The organism is Antarctobacter jejuensis, from assembly GCF_052266595.1.
Taxonomy (GTDB): Bacteria; Pseudomonadota; Alphaproteobacteria; order Rhodobacterales; family Rhodobacteraceae; genus Antarctobacter; species Antarctobacter jejuensis.
The window spans coordinates 169,442-186,732 of record NZ_JBQQXJ010000009.1 but is presented as its reverse complement, the minus strand read 5'-3'; the positions used below and the strand labels follow the sequence as shown (position 1 = coordinate 186,732).

The following is a 17,291-nucleotide window of genomic DNA, read 5'->3' as shown; positions in this document are numbered from 1 at the left end:
TTAACATCAAATGAGGTAAGCCGTGCTCGTGGGCATCCGAGTGTATAAAATCCAAGTTTTCCAGAATAACAAATTGGTAGGAATGACCGATGATGGCGGGCCAGAAGACATTCTTAATTTTGTCGAAAGTTGTGCAAACGCCTTCTCCAAGAAGGCTCTCGACGACGGAAAAGGTAAAATCGTTCGATTCTCTCCAGAACAGGGTTTCAAAAATAGCGCACACGGATGGATGCGCTATGGAAGCTATGGATACGGGTCACAAGTTGAAGATATAAAAACTGGAGAGATAGCGCTAAACAGAGCAACAGATCAAGCTGACACAATTCCACTCTACTATCGTGTCTGGTGCCCTCCAAAGATGAAGTTTGGCCTGATGGCGCTTCAATCTTTTGGAGGTAAATCTTGTGCAGAAATAGTTCAGCGCGCATTAATTGGCGCACACCAAAACCTCTACCCAGACCATCGCATCACAATGACAAAGCTGATGCCCAATGACATGAAACTATACGGAAGCAAGATCGTCCGACAAATACATTTAGTCAAAAAGAACGCTTCCCAAGACAATGTTGAAGCGGCGCTACGCCCCCAAAAAAACACCACGAAAATTGACATTCAGCTTTCCTTAAAGGCTCGATCAGGTGGTAGCTTTGGGCGACTTAAAGACTTGGGTGAACATCTGAAGGGCCATCTCGAAATTTCTGATATAGAATTCGAAGGCGCATACGGGGAAGTCCTTGTCGGAAAATCTTACAGGAAAATTGGCGTCATTGGAGTAAACAATAATGCGGGTGTAATCGATGTCTCCAATGATATTGAACGAGATGGAGACGAGCACCCAACACTTAAAAGCATCAAGTCTTCTGTTACGGATGTCATTTCAGATTTTGCGCAGACCCTAGGCGCATGAAACTGATAAACTTCTCCTGCATAGTAAATGACTTCATTCATGCGCTCCTCAGGAATTCGTCTTACCGCGGTGCGTTATTTGCTTTCTTTGCCATCCCATTTTGCCTAGGAATAGCCGCCTACGTCACAAACTGGAAAATCGATGGAAATCAACTCTCTTCACTGATTTCTGTTTTCGCGATCTTCGCTGCATTGCTCTTTGCGGCACAAATCTCCTCTTACTCGATATATGAAAACTTACTAGCCACAGAGAGACGCCACCTAGATTCAGAGGAAGAAGATGAAATCCTCAAATCAGCACTAGAGCAGAGATATAAAAACCGCTCGTCCGAACTTTCCATCGCATTTCGAGACATAAACGCCGGAATATCTTACTTGATATTGGTTTCCATTGCTCTTCTGGTGATAGTACTGGGGATGATTTTTTGGGGAACCTCTTCGCGGCTAGCGACATCTATACTTGCTTCCATGTCCGCGCATCTGCTTTTGATTTTGATAATGGTGGTAAAGCAATGCCACTTAGTTTTTGATGCGGCTTACGCAGGAAACAACGATCATGAAGGTCGAGATTGAACAAGCTTTAGCGGCGCTCATTCATCCAGCCTCCTCCGTGACCCGGATGCGTTTACTTCGGCGATGTGCCTCACTTTGACAAATTTCGAACTTACCGCCGAAAGTTGAGCCAAGTTTTCTTTGAAGCGCCAGCTTAACCGACCTTACTTGGGTCTCCCCCCAAGTCGGCGCTCGAACCCAGCTCAAGAGGTCTTCCAGCTAACCCCGGACCTGCGACTGGGCTCCGCCCGTTCGACGCTTGAAACCTCCCCCGGAGGTTTCATCCGGCGAAGCCGGAACCGCGTCTCACCCCCTACTCCAACGACATGATATAGGCCGTCACGTCCCCCACCTGCCCCATGTCCAGGAACGTGCCCCATTGCGGCATCCCTGTGTGCAGGTCGGGAAAGATCACACGCGCGCGGATCTGTTCCTCGGCGCGAAAGATGGCGATGGAATCGAAACTTGGCGGATAGGTCTTCATCGCGCCGCCGTCCGCGATGTCATGGCAGCGGGCGCAGAATTCCTCGGCGATGGCGCGGCCCGCGTCCACGTCCTGCGCCTCTGCGGGCAGGGCCGCCAGCGCGGCCAGAATGATCAGTCCTCGGGTCATGGTCTCCTCCTCTTCCATGGGTCAGCCTGCACCCGCGCCCCGTTCCCCGGTATGACAGGGATCAAGGCAGGGCACGGAAAAGCCCGCGGCCTTGCGCGCCCCCGGCCTTGCGGCCTAGGCTTTCGGCCTGATGATCCGTGCCTGCCGACTCGCTCTTTTGTCCTTGCTGCCGCCCGTCCCGCTTGCCGCGCAGGAGGGCGCGGAATGCATCGGCTACGATCTCAAGGATCCGGGTGAGCGCATCCAGATGCTGGCGCCCACGCATACCTGGACGCTCTACAATCTCGGCCCCGGAGAGGTCATCATCCGCACCAGCACCGGCGATCACATCCCCGGCCCGACGCCCAGCAGCGCGCCGACCCCGACCCGCTTTCGCGGCCAGACCGGCACCAGCTACAGCCTGTCTCTGGACGGGCCGGGCCTGACGATCATCTACATCTGTCCCGGTCCCTGAGGGGGCAAAAGGTTAAACGTCCGTAAAATCGCCGCTGTAACCCCTTGATTCTGCATTCCCCCTAAGCTGTCCACGCGTGGACACCCCCGGATCACCCCTCCTTGGGCACGCCCCGCGCGGCGTCCGGATGCTCGCGCAGGAAATGATGCAGCACGCCGTACAACTCCTTGGCATGAGCCACGTCACCCCGATGCAGCGCGGCGCGGATATCCTCGCAGATCACCTGCTGCATCTTGGCCGGCCCATGCGGCTGATCCATCTGGTACTGCGCCAGACAAGCCGCATCCAGAACCGGCACGCCGTCATGCTCGGCCACCGCGTCGATCTCCTCCCGCGTGAGGCAGGTCATGTCTTCAATATCGTCCAGCGTGATCATTCTATCCTCCCTCGATGTCGTCGGATCATGGTGGAGAATAGCGCGGCGGGTCAACGCCCGCCTTGATCCCGATCAGCCGGGCGCGCGTGCCGCCTCAAAAACGACTGACCGTGACGGGGGTCCCAATGGGGGTGGCCGTCGTCGTCCCCCCGCCGCCAGGCCCCGGGCCGGTCACGCCCCCAGTACCACGAGGCACCGCCTCATCATCCGGATAGTGCGTAAACGGAAATTCCCGAAGCATCGCCGCCTCCACCCGCCGCAGATAGGCGATCAGCTGCGGCAGTGTCGGCTCATTCCGCTCGATATAGCCCTTGACCCGGGCCATCTCTACCTGCTTTCGCCAGACCGGAACGTAATCCAACTGGTTCACATAGCCGGACGCCAGCGCATCCGTATGCCCCTGGGTCGAGATCACCGCCCCTACCGGATCGCGCCAGCGCGGCCCGCCCAGCCAGACGGCGGCGAACATGATCTTGGCCCGGATGTGATCCGTCCCGCCCACGATCAGCCCGTTGTAGAACATGACGTGCACGTCTTCCCATGGCGCGCGGTGAAACATGGATCCCGCCTCGTTCCCGACACCGCAATAGGCATCATGGACAGCCGCCGCATTGATGAACTCGGGCGAGGTCGGATCCCCGACGATCCTGACAAAGATCGCCGGGATCGATGCCCCATCGGTCAGGGTGCGCGCAGGCGCGCGCCAATCGCGGCCCGTGGCATCGACAAAACTCAGCGGTGCCGCGATCGGAAAGAATTTGTAAGGCCGTCTGGGCAGTTCCACCGGCTCATTCAGGACCTGCAAGGGCGACTGGCTAAAGCTGCATCCCCCCTGCGGCTGGGTGAAACAGGAAATTTCGGGTTCGTCTGCCTTCGGCTTCGGGCCAACCGTGCCGCAGCCGACCAATGCCAGAGCGCCGACGAAGGAGATGCAAAATATGCGCATGGGGAAATCCAAATTTTGAAACTATGGCGCAAAGCGTAGTTGAGCCGCGCCCTGTGTTCAAGCCGCGCATGACGCAGATCAAAGCAACCTCATTCAGACCTCGATACGTGATCAACCTAACAGCACTAACGGAGGACAAAAGGTGTTTCGACTCGCCAGCCTGCTCTTTTCGCTGATCTCGACCTCGCTTGCGGGCAGCTTCGTCATCGCTGTTCTGGTCGCCGGATTCGGCACCCTGACACCGATCCTGATCGCCGCCGCGGCGGGTTTCCTCACCGCCGTCCCGATCTCATGGCTGGTGGCTCGTCAGCTCTACAACTGATCCAGAAAGCCCTCGGCACAACGCTCGATCAGGTCAAGCGTCCCGTCGAAATCGCGCGTGTAATAGGGGTCCGGCACATGGTCCGCGCCGGTCTGCGGCGCGAAATCGGTGAACAGGCGCAGCTCCGCCCCCGGCGCTTGCAGGGCGCGCAGATCCACAAGGTTCTGCGCATCCATGGCGAGGATCAGATCGAACCGCTGGAAATCCAGCGGTGAGACCTGCCGCGCCCTCAGATCCGACATCTCGTAGCCGCGCCCACGCGCCGCCATCTGCATCGGGCCGTAGGGCGGGCTGCCCACATGCCAATCCCCGGTGCCCGCGCTGTCCAGCGTCAGCGCGACGCCCCGCGCATCCGCCTTGGCGCGCACAACCGCTTCGGCGGAAGGAGAGCGGCAAATGTTGCCCAGACAGACAAAGAGGATACGGTGGTTCATACCCCGGTCCTAGCCACCGGGGCGCGACAGGGCAAGGGAAGAGACATGAGCGGCAAGATCGTCATCCTCACGGGCGCAGGCCTTTCGGCGGAAAGCGGGCTGGGCACCTTTCGCGATGAGGGCGGGCTATGGTCGCAACATCGGATCGAGGATGTGGCAACCCCAGAGGGGTTCGCCCGCAATCCGGCCCTCGTTCACGCCTTCTACAACGCCCGCCGCCAGCAGGCGGCCAAGGCCGTTCCGAATGCCGCGCACGAGGCGCTGGCCCGGCTGCAGCGGGACTGGCCCGGTGAGGTGGTCCTTGTCACCCAGAACGTTGACGGGCTGCACGAAAAGGCTGGCGCAACCGCGCTGCACATGCACGGCATCCTTGCCGGGGCGCTCTGCGCCGCCTGCGATCACCGCTGGACGGCCCCGCCCGAAATGGCCCCCGAAGACGCCTGCCCTTCCTGCAATCGGCCGTCGACGCGCCCGGATGTCGTTTGGTTCGGGGAAATGCCCTATGGCATGGACGACATTGCCGATCACCTTGCGGATTGCTTGATCTTTGCCGCCATCGGCACCTCCGGCCAGGTTTATCCCGCCGCCGGTTTCGTGGTCGAGGCCGCCATGGCCGGGGCGGAAACGGTCGAGTTGAACCTCGAACGCACCGACGTTTCCCGCGCCTTCACGCAGCACCACATCGGTCCGGCGACAGAGATCGTGCCGCGCTGGGTTGACGGCCTCTTGACCGGTAGCGCGCGCGACCTGCCATTCCGGTAGGGCGGGGTTACCCCCGCCGCCACCGCTTCGACGGGATCAGTTTGTTGCGGGCGCGCCCTGCCCCGTACCGTTGCCCATGCCATGCATCGGCTTGCGCTCCAGATCGACGGGGATCTCCACCACCATCTCACCGGCCTTCTCGAAGGTCAGCGTCACGGTCACGGTCTCGCCCTGCTGCATGGCAGAGGTCAGCCCCATGAACATCACGTGATCGCCGCCACGGGCCAGGGCATGGCTGTCGCCCGCAGGCACGACAAAGCCTTCTTCGACTTCCATCATCTTCATGATGCCGTCGCCCATTTCCTTGTGCGTGTGCAGTTCCACCCGCTTGGCCTTGTCCGAGGCCACCGCGATCAGGCGGTCGTCGGCATCGCCGGTGTTTTCGATCACCATGAAGGCCGCGCCCGCCTTGGCCGTGGGGCCGGAACTGCGGGCATAGGGGTCAGTGATGACGATTTCGGCAAAGCCTGGGGTGGCAAGCGCCAGCGCAACCGCGCCCGCCATGAGGGATTTCAGGGTCATATCATGTCTCCGTGTGTTTCTCTGTCCTTGTGAAGATCAGAGAAAGACCGGAGGCCCCCGCGCCTGCGCCACCGGGCTGTCCTGCCCTGCCGGCAGAACCTGAATCCTGCCCCAGAGAATCGGTCGCCATGTGAGGGAAACCACCGCCCCCGTCGCCGACACTCCGGCATCGGCAAACAGCGCCTGCGCCCCATCGGGGCAGATGTGGCGCGCTTCGACCGGATTGCCCTCGGCGTCGATCAGCACGGTCGCCACGGTCAGCCCGTGGCAGATCACCATGCTGCCGACCGCATCGGCCTGCTGCCCGCGCGCCGCAGCCGCAGACAGCCCCGTGACGGCCAGCATGACCGCCATCAGAACACCTGCAATGGATCGAATGTGTTTCCTCATTGCAGCGCATATAGGCGCGCGCAGCCGCCCGCCGCAAGCGACAAAAGGAAACAGCCCCGCACCGAACGGTGCGAGGCTGCGCTCACTGTCCCAAGTGAAAGGCTTCAGGCCTCGGCCTGTGCCTTCATGATCTCTTTTTTGACCTTCAGCGCGCGGTCGGACAGTTCAACGTCCTTCGCCTTGAACAGGAACTTGTCCAATCCGCCACGGTGATCGACCGAACGCAGCGCGTGCGCCGAGATGCGCAGCTTGACGCCGCGGCCCAGAGTCTCGGACTGCAGGGTCACGTCGTTCAGGTTCGGCAGGTAGCGCCGCTTGGTCTTGTTGTTGGCGTGGCTGACATTGTTGCCAACCATCGGGCCCTTACCGGTCAGTTCGCAAACACGGCTCATCGCTTCGTCCTCATCCACTGTTGGCAAGGCACCCGCCCCGCCGGTCTCATCCTTGCAGGGCTGTAAAAGACCCTGCCAATATCAAAAGGCGCCGCCCGTTTTGGTTATGCGGGGGGCGCCCGGAATCTGGTCTGACGGTGCATATGCAGATGCGCGCGCTTCGTCAAGGCCCTGTTGCGAAGAGTCTGACACCGCCCGCGCATCAGCTCATCTGCAGGTGATCGCGCAGGAACTCCTCTGCCGCTGCCGATGGCGTCAGCCCCCCTTCGGACACCTGCTGCGCCAACGCCTGCATCGCGCCCTTTACCGGTTCGCGGGTCAAGCGCGCCAGTATCCGCTCGCGCACCTCTGCCTCGAACCAGAATCGCGCCTGCTCGGCCCGGCGGGCCGCGAAATGCCCGGTCTCCCGCCGCCACTCGGCCAAAGCCGTCATCTCGTCCCAGGTCTTGGCCAATCCCTCTTCCTGCATGGCGGAAACGGTCATTGCCTTGGGGAATCCTTCCGGATCTTGCGGGCGCTTGCGCAACAGGCGCAGCGCCCCGGCATAATCGGCACAGGTGCGGATCGCGGTGGGCTTCAGATCCCCGTCCGCCTTGTTGACCAACAAAATGTCGGCCATTTCCATGATACCGCGCTTGACCCCCTGCAATTCGTCGCCGCCCGCCGGGGCCAGCAACAACAGGAACAGGTCGGACATTTCCGACACCATGGTTTCGGACTGGCCCACCCCCACGGTCTCGATCAGCACCACGTCGAATCCCGCCGCCTCGCACAGGTCGATCGCTTCGCGCGTGCGCCGCGCCACTCCGCCCAGCTGGGTTTGCGACGGCGACGGCCGGATAAAGGCGTTGCGGTCCCGGCTCAGACGTTCCATCCGCGTCTTGTCGCCCAGGATCGACCCGCCCGAGCGCGCCGAACTGGGATCCACCGCCAGCACCGCCACCTTCAGCCCCTTGGCCGTCAGCATCATGCCAAAGGCCTCGATAAAGGTGGACTTGCCCACCCCCGGCGTGCCCGACAGGCCAACGCGCAGGGTCTCGCGCCCGTGGCCCTTCAACCGCTCCAGCAAAGACAAAGCCTGCGCGCGATGATCCGCCCGCCCGCTTTCCACCAGCGTTATGGCGCGGGCCAGCGCGCGCCGCTCTCCCGCCAGAATGCGGGCACTGAGATCCTCGATATCCATGCCGTTCTCTTCCCGCGCCCGGGCGCGAAAGTCCAGACCGCCCGGCCCTTCTTTGGTTTGACAAATACCTCAGGGGGGCTCCGCAGGAGCGGGGGACAGCGTCCTCCTCCGACCTTTCCAAATCAAATGCGCTTGCCCATAACGCATCCCATGCAACTGCCCATCGACGACATTCTTCCCTCCCTGATCGCCGCCCTGCGCGCCGAATCCCGCGCCGTGCTGCAGGCCCCGCCCGGCGCGGGCAAGACGACCCGCGTGCCGCTGGCCCTGCTGGAGGCCGGGCTGACCGGGGGCAGGATCGTCATGCTCGAACCCCGCCGCCTCGCCGCCCGCGCCGCTGCGCAGCGACTGGCCGAACAACTTGGCGAAGACGCCGGGCAGACGGTCGGCTACCGCATCCGCGGAGAGGCGAAGACCTCGGGACGGACCCGGATCGAAGTGGTGACAGAGGGCATCCTCACCCGCATGATCCAATCGGACCCGGAACTGACCGGCATCGGCGCGGTGCTCTTCGACGAATTCCACGAACGCTCGCTCAATGCCGATCTGGGGCTCGCCCTCTGTCTGGAAATCGCCGGCGCATTGCGCGACGACCTGATTCTGCTCGCCATGTCCGCCACGCTGGACGCGCAGCCCGTGGCCGACCTGATGCAGGCCCCCATCATCACCTCCGAGGGTCGCGCCTTTCCGGTGGAGCCCCGCTGGCTGTCCCAGCCGCTGCCGAAACGCACCCGCTTCGACGAGGCCATGGCCAACTTGATCCTGCAGGCCCATGCCGAAACCGAAGGCGGCATTCTCGCCTTCCTCCCTGGCGAAGGAGAGATTCGCCGCACCGAGGCGCTGCTGAAATCGAAACTGCCGCCCGACACCCATCTGCGCCCGCTGTTCGGCGCGATGGATCTGGCCGCGCAACGCGCCGCCATCCGCCCGGAACAATCGGGGCGCAAGCTGGTTCTGGCCACCTCCATCGCTGAAACCTCACTGACCATCGAGGATATTCGCGTCGTCGTGGACGGCGGCAAGGCCCGTCGCGCGCGGTTTGACCCCGGTTCCGGCATGTCGCGCCTTGTTACCGAACGCGTCACCCGCGCCGAGGCGACACAGCGTGCCGGCCGCGCCGGACGCGTTGCGCCGGGTGTCGCCTACAAACTTTGGACAAAAGGTGAGGAAGGGGCGCTAAGCCTTTATCCTCCCGCAGAAATCGAATCCGCCGACCTTGCCAATCTGGTGCTTGAACTGGCGCTCTGGGGGGCCGATCCGGACAAGGTTCCCTTCCTGACGCCGCCGCCGGAAGGCGCTTTTGCCGAGGCACAGGCCCTGCTGCAAATGTTGGGCGCCTTGGACGCGGAAAACCGCATTACGGCGCATGGACGCCAGTTATCCAGCCTTCCGCTGCACCCAAGACTTGCACATATGCTGCAATTCGGCGGGCCTGACGCCACAAATCTGGCCGCTCTCTTGTCTGATCGCGATCCTCTCACAGGAGCATCCACCGACCTCACCCTGCGCCTCGAAGCGCTCGCCGATCCGCGTCGCTTTTCGGAGCGCAGAACAGAGCAAATCAACCGCCCCGCCCTCGAACGCATCCATACAGAGGCGAAAAGGCTGCGTCAACGCACAAGAAACACCAGAGAACCCTCTGACAAAAAACAAAATTTCACCCAGGCAGAGCTTGCCGCGCTCGCCTACCCGGATCGCATCGGCCTGCGCCGCAAGGGGGACGCCGCCCGCTATCAACTGTCAGGCGGCAAGGGTGCCGTCATGGACGACCATGACCCGCTGGCGGGGGAGCGTCTGATCGTCGTGACCGACACCGACGGCAACCCGCGCGAGGCGAAGATCCGTCAGGCCATCGCCATTTCCCTGTCCGAAATCCGCGGGCTTTTTGCCGAGCAGATCGGCTGCCACGACCTTTGCGAATGGTCGAAACGCGATCGGCGCGTTATCGCGCGCCAACAGGAACGCTTTGCCACCCTCGCCCTTGATGACCGCATCTGGAAGGACGCCCCGGCAGAGGCCGTGGCCCGCGCCATGCTGGACGGGGTGCGCGACCTTGGCATCACGCTGTCGGATGCCGCCCGCCGCTTCACCGCCCGCGTCGCCCTTGCGCGAGAGGCCGGTCATGCCCTGCCCGACATGTCCCCAGACGCGCTGATGGACAGCATCGCGGACTGGCTGCTGCCCTATCTGAACGGGGTGAAAACCGCCGCCGACTGGAAACGCTTCGACCTGCTCCCGGCCCTGCGCGCGCGCCTCGACTGGTCCCAGATGCAGGCGCTCGACAGTGCTGTCCCAGCCCATTTCACCACCCCGCTGGGCCGCCAGATCCCAATCGACTATTCCGGCGATCATCCCGAAATCAGCCTGCGCCTGCAGGAACTCTTTGGCCAGACAACGCACCCGATGGTGGGGCGCACGCCGCTGAAACTGACCCTGCTGTCCCCGGCCCAGCGCCCGGTGCAGACCACCATGGACCTGCCCGGTTTCTGGTCCGGCTCCTATTCGGATGTGCGCAAGGACATGCGCGCGCGCTATCCCAGACACCCCTGGCCCGAAGACCCCACAGTGGCGGACCCGACCCTGCGCGCCAAGCCGCGCGGCACCTGATCCCCCGGAAATCCGGGATTCGTGCTACACTCTCCTTTCAGGAGGGTCGGATCATGCTGACCGGACGATGCGGCTGCGGGGCCGTTACCTACCGAATGACCAGCGCGCCGATGTATGTGCACTGTTGTCATTGCACCGATTGCCAGCGCCAGACCGGATCGGCCTTTGTGCTGAACGCCATCATCGAACATGACCGGGTCGCAGTCGACGGGCCAACGGTGCAGATCACCCTGCCCACGCCCAGCGGCCACGGACAGGTGCTGACCCGCTGCGCGGATTGCGGTGTCGCGGTCTTCAGCGCCTACATGATCCGTCAGGGCAAGATGCTGTTCGTGCGGGTCGGCACGCTGGACGATCCCTCGCAATGCCCGCCGACGGTGCAGATCTTCACCGCCACCAAACTGCCCTGGGTGCTTCTCAACCCCGACATCCCGAGTTTCGAGGAATTCTACGACCCGGCAGAGGTGCTCCCGCCCGCGGCACTGGCCCGCCGCGACGCGCTGTTTGCGGAATAGACGCCCGTTTCGGGGCGTGGCTGGAGGGTGGGCCGCTGGCGCGCGCAGGCGCGCCAGTCGGGGCGCACGGAAAGTCCGCCCCCAATACCCAAGAATTCAGACCCCGGGATTCAGACCCCGAGACACCAGCGCATGATGGCCTTTTGCGCGTGCAAGCGGTTCTCGGCCTCGTCCCAGATCACCGAATGCGGCCCGTCCATCACCTCGGACGTCACCTCTTCCTCGCGGTGCGCAGGCAGGCAGTGCATGAACAGCGCATCCGGCTTGGCCGCCGCCATCAGGCCGGTGTTCACCTGGTAGGGGCGCAGCATGTTGTGCCGACGCTCCCGCGCCGATTGCGCATCATGCATCGACACCCAGGTATCGGCCACGATCAGGTCCGCCCCCTCGACCGCCTTCATCGCGTCGCGCTCGATGGTCACGGTGCTGCCCTGCTGCCGGGCCCAGCCGACAAATTCCATCTCCGGGTCCAGCTGAACCGGCCCGGAAAAGGTCAGGTCGAACCCGAACTGCCCGGCGGCATGCAGGAAAGAGGCGCAGACGTTGTTGCCATCGCCGCACCAGACCACCTTCTTGCCCTTGATCGGGCCGCGATGCTCTTCATAGGTCATGACATCGGCCATGATCTGGCAGGGGTGGGTGCGGTCGGTCAGGCCGTTGATGACCGGAACGCTGGCGTATTCCGCCATCTCTTCCAGCACCGCCTCGTCAAAGGTGCGGATCATGATCAGGTCGACATAACGCGACAGCACGCGGGCGGTGTCGGCGATGGTCTCGCCATGCCCCAACTGCATGTCATTGCCCGACAGAACCATGGTCTGACCGCCCATCTGGCGGACACCCACATCAAAGGACACGCGCGTCCGGGTCGAGGGTTTTTCGAAGATCAGCGCCACCATGCGCCCCGCCAGCGGCTGTTCGTCATCCGCCGCCCCGCGCGTCCGGCCCGCGCGCGCATCCTTCATGCCACGGGCGTGGTCGATGATAGAGCGCAGCGCGTCCTTGTCGGTCTTGTGAAGGTCCAGAAAGTGATTCATCTCATGTATTCTTCTTGTTCGGCGGGGGTGTGGGGGCGCTGCCCCCGCCGTCACCTGCGTGACGGCTCCCCCGAGGTATTTTCAGCCCAAAGAAACCTAGGCCGGTTGCTGTTCCAGCGATGTTGCGGCGGCGTCCAGACGGTTCATCGCCTCGTCGATCTCGGCCTCGGTGATGTTTAGCGGCGGCAGCAGGCGCACCACGTTGTCGGCAGCCGGGACCGTGATCACCAGCGCCTTGTACCCTGCCTTGACCACGTCGCCCGGCGCGACCTTGCACTTGATGCCGATCATCAGGCCCGTGCCGCGCACGGATTCGAAGACATCCGGATGCGCGGCGATCAGCGACTCCAGCTTTTGCCGCAGATAGCCGCTGCGCGCCCGCACACCCTCAAGAAAGGCAGGGTCCGCGATGGTGTCCACCACCGCCTTGCCCACCGCACAGCCCAGAGGGTTGCCGCCGTAGGTCGACCCATGGGTGCCCGCAACCATGCCGCTGGCCGCCTCTTCGGTGGCCAGCACCGCACCAAGGGGAAAGCCGCCGCCGATGCCCTTGGCCACCATCATGATGTCCGGCGTCACCCCGGCCCATTCATGGGCAAACAGCCGCCCGGTGCGGCCCATCCCGCATTGCACCTCGTCGAGGATCAGCAACAGGTCCTTTTCGTCACAGAGATCGCGCAGCCCTTTCAGGCATTGGTCGGGCAGCGGCATGATCCCGCCTTCGCCCTGGATCGGTTCGATCAGGATCGCGCCGGTCGTCTCGTCAATCGCCGCGTAGAGCGCGTCATGATCGCCCCAGGGCAGCGTCTTGAACCCGCCAAGGATCGGGCCAAAGCCCTTGACCATCTTGTCAGAGCCTGAGGCCGCGATGGCCGCGCTGGACCGTCCGTGGAAACTGCCCTGAAAGGTGAGGATGCCGGTCTTTTCCGGGTGTCCCTTCTCGTACCAGTACTTGCGCGCCATCTTGACCGCCAGTTCGCAGGCCTCGGTACCCGAGTTGGTGAAGAACACGGTATCGGCAAAACTCGTCTCGACCAGCGCATCGGCCAGCGCCTGCTGCTGCGGGATCTCATAAAGGTTCGACACGTGCCACAGCTTTTGCGCCTGTTCGGTCAGCACCTCGACCAGTTTGGGATTGGCATGGCCCAGCGCGTTCACCGCGATGCCCGACCCGAGATCCAGAAAACGTCGCCCGTCCTCCTCGATCAGCCAGCAGCCCTCGCCCTTCACGAAATGAAGCGGCGCACGGTTATAGGTGGGCAGAACGGAGGGGATCATTGTCGCTGTCCTTGCAGGAATTGAGGCCCGATTGGTGGCAAGCCCGTTGGGGCAAGTCAAGCTGGGCCGGGTCGGGTTTTCAAGGGAATTGAGACGCGGGAAGGCGGATCGCGCCCGGAAAGGCGCGGCAACAGGAGCTCAGGCTCGTCGGATCCGGGTCATCGTCGTCATGGCGCGTGTCATACAGCAAATCCCGCACCGCACAAGCCCCTGCCCCATTGCGCGACGCCAATGGCCCCGCTAGCGTCCCGTCATGACAGCACCGCTTATCGACAACCTGCAGTACTGCAACTTCTCCGAAAAGATCTTTCGCCAGTTGCGCGCGGGCGGCGTGGACGCGATCCATGTCACCATCGCCTACCACGAAAATTTCCGCGAGACGGTGCTGAACCTCGAACGCTGGAACCGCTGGTTCGAACGCTTTCCGGACCTGATCATGCGCGGGACAGAGGCGCATCACGTGGCCGAGGCGCAGGCCAGCAAGCGCACCGCCGTCTTCTTCGGGTTCCAGAACCCCTCGCCCATCGAGGATGACATCGGCCTTGTGGAAATCGTCCACCAGCTGGGCGTGCGCTTCATGCAGCTGACCTACAACAACCAGTCCCTGCTGGCGACCGGCTGCTACGAGGAAGAGGACACCGGCCTGACCCGCATGGGCCGCGCCGTGGTCACAGAGATGAACCGCGTCGGCCTTGTGATCGACATGAGCCATTCGGCAGAGCGTTCCACGCTGGAGGCGATCGACCATTCGACGCGCCCCATCGCCATCACCCATGCCAACCCCGACTGGTGGCACCCGGCCCTGCGCAACAAGTCCGATGAGGTCCTGCGTGCGCTGACCAACTCCGGCGGGATGCTGGGCTTTTCGCTCTACCCGCATCACCTTGCGGGCGGCACCAATTGCTCGCTCACCGGGTTCTGCGAGATGGTGGCAGAGGCGGCGGACCGCTACGGGGCCGAAAACCTCGGGATGGGGACCGATCTTTGTCAGGATCAGCCCGACAGCGTGGTGGAATGGATGCGCAGCGGCCGCTGGACCAAGGACATCGACTACGGCGAAGGATCGGCCAGCGCCCCCGGCTTTCCGCCCATGCCCGACTGGTTCAAGGACAACCGCGACTGGGACAACATCCGCGACGGGCTGCGTGAGGTCGGCTTTTCCCGCGCCGAAACGGATGGCCTTCTGGGCGGCAACTGGCTGCGTTTTTACGAGGCCAGCTTTGGCCCTGCCTGAAAAGACGCGTCCTGACAGGTGACGACATGAAAGCGATGATCTACGAGGCCTTTGGCGCCGCGCCAAAGGTCACCACCCTGCCCGATCCCACGCCATCGCCCGATGGCGTGGTGCTGAAGGTTGAGGCCACCGGCCTCTGCCGCAGCGACTGGCACGGCTGGATGGGCCATGACCCGGATATAGACCTGCCGCATGTGCCGGGCCATGAACTGGCCGGCACGATTGCCGCCGTTGGCCCGCGCGTGACCCGCTGGAAAGAAGGCGACCGGGTGACCGTCCCCTTCATCTGCGCCTGTGGCAGTTGCCCGCAATGCCATGCCGGCCATCAGCAGGTCTGCGATTTTCAGTTTCAGCCCGGTTTCACCCATTGGGGCAGCTACGCGGAATTCGTGGCCCTGCCCCACGCGGACCTGAACCTGATCGCCCTGCCCGAATCGATGGGCTTTGACACCGCCGCCAGCCTTGGCTGCCGCTTCGCCACCAGCTTTCGTGCCGTGGTCGATCAGGGCCGCGTGTCGGGCGGCGAATGGGTGGCGGTGCATGGCTGTGGCGGCGTGGGCCTCTCGGCCATCATGATCGCCCGCGCCATGGGGGCGCAGGTCGTCGCCGTGGACATCGACGCGGCCAAGCTGGACATGGCGCGCAGCATAGGGGCCACGGGGCTGGTGGACGCCCGCGCGGGAAATGTGCCGGAGGCGGTGCATGACCTGACCGGCGGCGGCGCGCATCTGTCGATCGACGCGCTGGGCCACCCGGAAACCTGCGCCAACTCGATCCTTTCGCTGCGCAAACGCGGACGCCACGTACAGGTGGGGCTGCTGCTGGCCGACCAAAGCCGCCCACCCCTGCCCATGGACCGGGTGATCGGCTGGGAGCTGGAAATCTACGGCAGCCATGGGATGCAGGCGCACCGCTATGGCGCGATGCTGACCATGATCCAAAGCGGCGCGCTGTCGCCCGACCAACTGGTCGGCGACCGCATCAGCCTTGATGAGGCGGTGCCTGCGCTGATGGCAATGGACAGCTTTCAAAACAGCGGCGCGACGGTGATAACCCGCTTCTGACCGCCGCTCAGGTGTAGGCCGGGCTTCAGCCCGGCACGCCCGCAAACGCCTCCACCGCGCGCAGGAATATCCCCGCCCCCACCTCGATCAGCCCATCGGGAAAATCGTAATCCGGGGCATGCAGCGCCGGGCAGGCCTCGCCTGAACCAAGAAACAGCATCGCTGCGGGCATGACGCCGCCGAACAGGCCGAAATCCTCTGAGGCGCGCATCGGGATACCCGTTTCCGTCCTTGGCACCCCGTGACAGGCCGCCTGCAGAACCGCCACCGCCTCCGGTGCGTTCACGCAATGGCCAAAGGCCTCATGCACCGTCACCTCACAGCCCAGCGACCCACAGGCCGCCGCGATCAGCGCCCGCGCTTCGGCCTCCAAAGCGGCCATCTGGTCGTCCAGCAGCGTGCGCAGCGTGACAAAGACTTCAGCCTCTCCCGGCGCGACGCCAAAGGTCGGCTCTCCCAGCCGGGCATGTGTCACCGTGGCCAGCCGGAAACCCGGATCGCTGACCGGCAGATCGCGGCTCAGCGCGCCCAGCGCCGGGATCAGCCCGGCCAGCGCCACACCGGGCGACACGCCCTTGTCCGGCTCTGATGCGTGAGAGGTCCGTCCGGTCAGGCGCACCTTCACCCCGCGCGAGGCACAGTTGACGGGCCCGGCCCGCAGAGCGACAGCCCCCAGCGGCAGGCCCGGCAGGTTGTGCAACGACAGCGCCATATCGGCCTTCAGACCTGCAAAGCGCGGATCCGCCAGCACCGCCCGTGCGCCTGCGCCGGTTTCCTCGGCGGGCTGGAACAGCAGGATCACCCGGCAGCCCGGGTCGCGCCCCGCCAAGGCCCGCGCCACCGCATAGAGGATCGCCATATGCCCGTCATGTCCGCACAGATGCGCCACGCCGGGCCGTTCTGAACGCCACTCCGGCGCGCCGGTCTCGACAATCGGCAGGGCGTCCAATTCGCAGCGGATCAGCAAGCCGCGCGCACCAGAACCAAAGACCGCCGCAACCCCGGTTCCGCCCAGCCCCTCGGTGACCTCGGCCCCCAGCTCGCGCATCAGCGCCGCGATTTGCGCCGCCGTCTCCGCCTCTTGTCCCGACAGTTCCGGCGCCCGGTGCAGGGCGTGGCGCAGCGCCACGGCCCGTGCCAGATCATGTCCGTCGATTTCCAAACCCATGCGCGCCTCCCTGCCCGTTCGCGGGCTAGGGTTTCATGCCGCGCTCAGCTGCGCAACTCCGCCCGCACCTGCATCAGGATCTCTCCCAGCCGGTTCATCCCCTGCCCGTCCGGCCCGCAGCCCCAATAGGCATCCATCGGCGCATTCTCGACGATGCGCGCGCTGCCGGTCGACAGCAGCAGGTCACGCGGGCCGGGATGGGTGGTGAATTTCACCCGCGCCGCCTGCAGCATGATGCCGTCCTTGACCGCGTCCCAATCCGCCCGCAGCGGGATGGCTCGCGTCATGCCCAGCGCCTTGGCCTGCTTGGGTTTCGACACGCTGCGGATCTGCTCGCGATAACCTGCGTCATGGAACTTCATCGCCTGAAAGTAATGCTCCACCGTGCGCCACCACAACCCCTCCATCTCGACCCCGAACGGGGCAAAGTTGGAGAACTCGGCATAGGCCTCTGTCTGGGCGTAGAAATAGATCGTCCCGGTCATCCCCTACCTCAATCGCGAATCCGCCGCAGGGCCAAGTCCGGTTTCCCCGCA

21 protein-coding genes are annotated in these 17,291 nt (G+C 63.6%); 9 read left to right on the top strand and 12 right to left on the bottom strand.

The window, feature by feature from the left end; all coding sequences use genetic code 11:
• The first annotated feature begins 82 nt into the window (after positions 1-82).
• Both ACTXGA_RS14960 and ACTXGA_RS14955 read left to right on the top strand, forming a co-directional pair.
• Complete coding sequence (locus ACTXGA_RS14960; protein ID WP_443394972.1) at positions 83-907, top strand: hypothetical protein; 825 nt, start codon at positions 83-85, stop codon at positions 905-907.
• Positions 904-1,479, top strand: coding sequence for a hypothetical protein (locus ACTXGA_RS14955; RefSeq protein ID WP_443394971.1), 576 nt, complete (start codon positions 904-906; stop codon positions 1,477-1,479). The genes ACTXGA_RS14960 and ACTXGA_RS14955 overlap by 4 nt, the downstream gene beginning before the upstream one ends.
• Before the next feature lie 292 nt (positions 1,480-1,771).
• Here the strand turns inward: ACTXGA_RS14955 and ACTXGA_RS14950 are convergent, their stop codons facing one another.
• Positions 1,772-2,071, bottom strand: coding sequence for a c-type cytochrome (locus tag ACTXGA_RS14950; RefSeq protein WP_443394969.1), 300 nt, complete (start codon positions 2,069-2,071; stop codon positions 1,772-1,774).
• Between the two features lie 130 nt (positions 2,072-2,201).
• Here ACTXGA_RS14950 and ACTXGA_RS14945 point away from each other — a divergent pair, with 130 nt between their 5' ends.
• Positions 2,202-2,525, top strand: a complete 324-nt coding sequence (locus ACTXGA_RS14945; protein WP_443394967.1) for a hypothetical protein — start codon at positions 2,202-2,204, stop codon at positions 2,523-2,525.
• Between the two features lie 91 nt (positions 2,526-2,616).
• Here the strand turns inward: ACTXGA_RS14945 and ACTXGA_RS14940 are convergent, their stop codons facing one another.
• Complete coding sequence (locus ACTXGA_RS14940) at positions 2,617-2,901, bottom strand: hypothetical protein (RefSeq protein WP_443394965.1); 285 nt, start codon at positions 2,899-2,901, stop codon at positions 2,617-2,619.
• Positions 2,902-2,995: 94 nt separating this feature from the next.
• Entirely contained in the window at positions 2,996-3,847 is an 852-nt protein-coding gene (locus ACTXGA_RS14935) for a DUF1353 domain-containing protein (protein WP_443394963.1), read from the bottom strand.
• 142 nt (positions 3,848-3,989) lie between these two features.
• On the opposite strand from ACTXGA_RS14935, the gene ACTXGA_RS14930 reads away from it, so the two are divergent.
• On the top strand, positions 3,990-4,169 hold the full coding sequence (locus tag ACTXGA_RS14930) for a CTP synthetase (protein ID WP_443394961.1): 180 nt from the start codon (positions 3,990-3,992) through the stop codon (positions 4,167-4,169).
• Here the strand turns inward: ACTXGA_RS14930 and ACTXGA_RS14925 are convergent.
• The gene (locus ACTXGA_RS14925) at positions 4,160-4,603 is read right to left on the bottom strand and encodes a low molecular weight protein-tyrosine-phosphatase (RefSeq protein WP_443394959.1); all 444 of its coding nucleotides are present in this window, start codon (positions 4,601-4,603) and stop codon (positions 4,160-4,162) included. The two genes, ACTXGA_RS14930 and ACTXGA_RS14925, sit on opposite strands and share 10 nt — an antisense overlap.
• Positions 4,604-4,648: 45 nt before the next feature.
• Here ACTXGA_RS14925 and ACTXGA_RS14920 point away from each other — a divergent pair, with 45 nt between their 5' ends.
• Entirely contained in the window at positions 4,649-5,365 is a 717-nt protein-coding gene (locus ACTXGA_RS14920; RefSeq protein ID WP_443394957.1) for an NAD-dependent deacylase, read from the top strand.
• Between the two features lie 36 nt (positions 5,366-5,401).
• Here the strand turns inward: ACTXGA_RS14920 and ACTXGA_RS14915 are convergent, their stop codons facing one another.
• The 4 genes from ACTXGA_RS14915 to meaB form a co-directional block, all read right to left on the bottom strand.
• Entirely contained in the window at positions 5,402-5,887 is a 486-nt protein-coding gene (locus ACTXGA_RS14915) for a copper chaperone PCu(A)C (RefSeq protein WP_443394955.1), read from the bottom strand.
• A 36-nt stretch (positions 5,888-5,923) separates the two neighbouring features.
• Positions 5,924-6,277: a hypothetical protein gene (locus ACTXGA_RS14910; protein ID WP_443394953.1), complete on the bottom strand. Its 354-nt coding sequence runs from the start codon at positions 6,275-6,277 to the stop codon at positions 5,924-5,926.
• A gap of 104 nt (positions 6,278-6,381) precedes the next feature.
• A complete protein-coding gene (gene rpmB / locus ACTXGA_RS14905) occupies positions 6,382-6,669 on the bottom strand; it encodes a 50S ribosomal protein L28 (protein WP_443394951.1) in 288 nt (95 codons plus the stop codon).
• A 202-nt stretch (positions 6,670-6,871) separates the two neighbouring features.
• Entirely contained in the window at positions 6,872-7,852 is a 981-nt protein-coding gene (gene meaB, locus ACTXGA_RS14900) for a methylmalonyl Co-A mutase-associated GTPase MeaB (RefSeq protein ID WP_443394949.1), read from the bottom strand.
• 150 nt (positions 7,853-8,002) lie between these two features.
• On the opposite strand from meaB, the gene hrpB reads away from it, so the two are divergent.
• Both hrpB and ACTXGA_RS14890 read left to right on the top strand, forming a co-directional pair.
• A complete protein-coding gene (gene hrpB / locus ACTXGA_RS14895; RefSeq protein WP_443394947.1) occupies positions 8,003-10,459 on the top strand; it encodes an ATP-dependent helicase HrpB in 2,457 nt (818 codons plus the stop codon).
• Between the two features lie 53 nt (positions 10,460-10,512).
• Entirely contained in the window at positions 10,513-10,974 is a 462-nt protein-coding gene (locus tag ACTXGA_RS14890) for a GFA family protein (protein WP_443394945.1), read from the top strand.
• A gap of 110 nt (positions 10,975-11,084) precedes the next feature.
• Here ACTXGA_RS14890 and argF read toward each other — a convergent pair whose 3' ends face one another.
• Complete coding sequence (argF, locus tag ACTXGA_RS14885; protein WP_443394944.1) at positions 11,085-12,011, bottom strand: ornithine carbamoyltransferase; 927 nt, start codon at positions 12,009-12,011, stop codon at positions 11,085-11,087.
• Positions 12,012-12,107: 96 nt separating this feature from the next.
• Positions 12,108-13,289, bottom strand: a complete 1,182-nt coding sequence (locus ACTXGA_RS14880) for an aspartate aminotransferase family protein (RefSeq protein WP_443394942.1) — start codon at positions 13,287-13,289, stop codon at positions 12,108-12,110.
• Positions 13,290-13,542: 253 nt separating this feature from the next.
• Between ACTXGA_RS14880 and ACTXGA_RS14875 the strand changes: the two genes are divergently transcribed.
• On the top strand, positions 13,543-14,523 hold the full coding sequence (locus ACTXGA_RS14875) for a membrane dipeptidase (RefSeq protein ID WP_443394941.1): 981 nt from the start codon (positions 13,543-13,545) through the stop codon (positions 14,521-14,523).
• A 26-nt stretch (positions 14,524-14,549) separates the two neighbouring features.
• Positions 14,550-15,587: a zinc-dependent alcohol dehydrogenase family protein gene (locus ACTXGA_RS14870; protein ID WP_443394939.1), complete on the top strand. Its 1,038-nt coding sequence runs from the start codon at positions 14,550-14,552 to the stop codon at positions 15,585-15,587.
• Positions 15,588-15,612: 25 nt separating this feature from the next.
• Here the strand turns inward: ACTXGA_RS14870 and ACTXGA_RS14865 are convergent, their stop codons facing one another.
• Positions 15,613-16,755 carry an amidohydrolase gene (locus tag ACTXGA_RS14865; RefSeq protein WP_443394937.1) on the bottom strand — a complete coding sequence of 381 codons (1,143 nt, stop codon included), beginning with the start codon at positions 16,753-16,755 and terminating at the stop codon, positions 15,613-15,615.
• Positions 16,756-16,799: 44 nt separating this feature from the next.
• On the bottom strand, positions 16,800-17,240 hold the full coding sequence (gene ybiA, locus ACTXGA_RS14860; RefSeq protein ID WP_443394936.1) for a riboflavin biosynthesis intermediates N-glycosidase: 441 nt from the start codon (positions 17,238-17,240) through the stop codon (positions 16,800-16,802).
• Positions 17,241-17,291 lie beyond the last annotated feature (51 nt).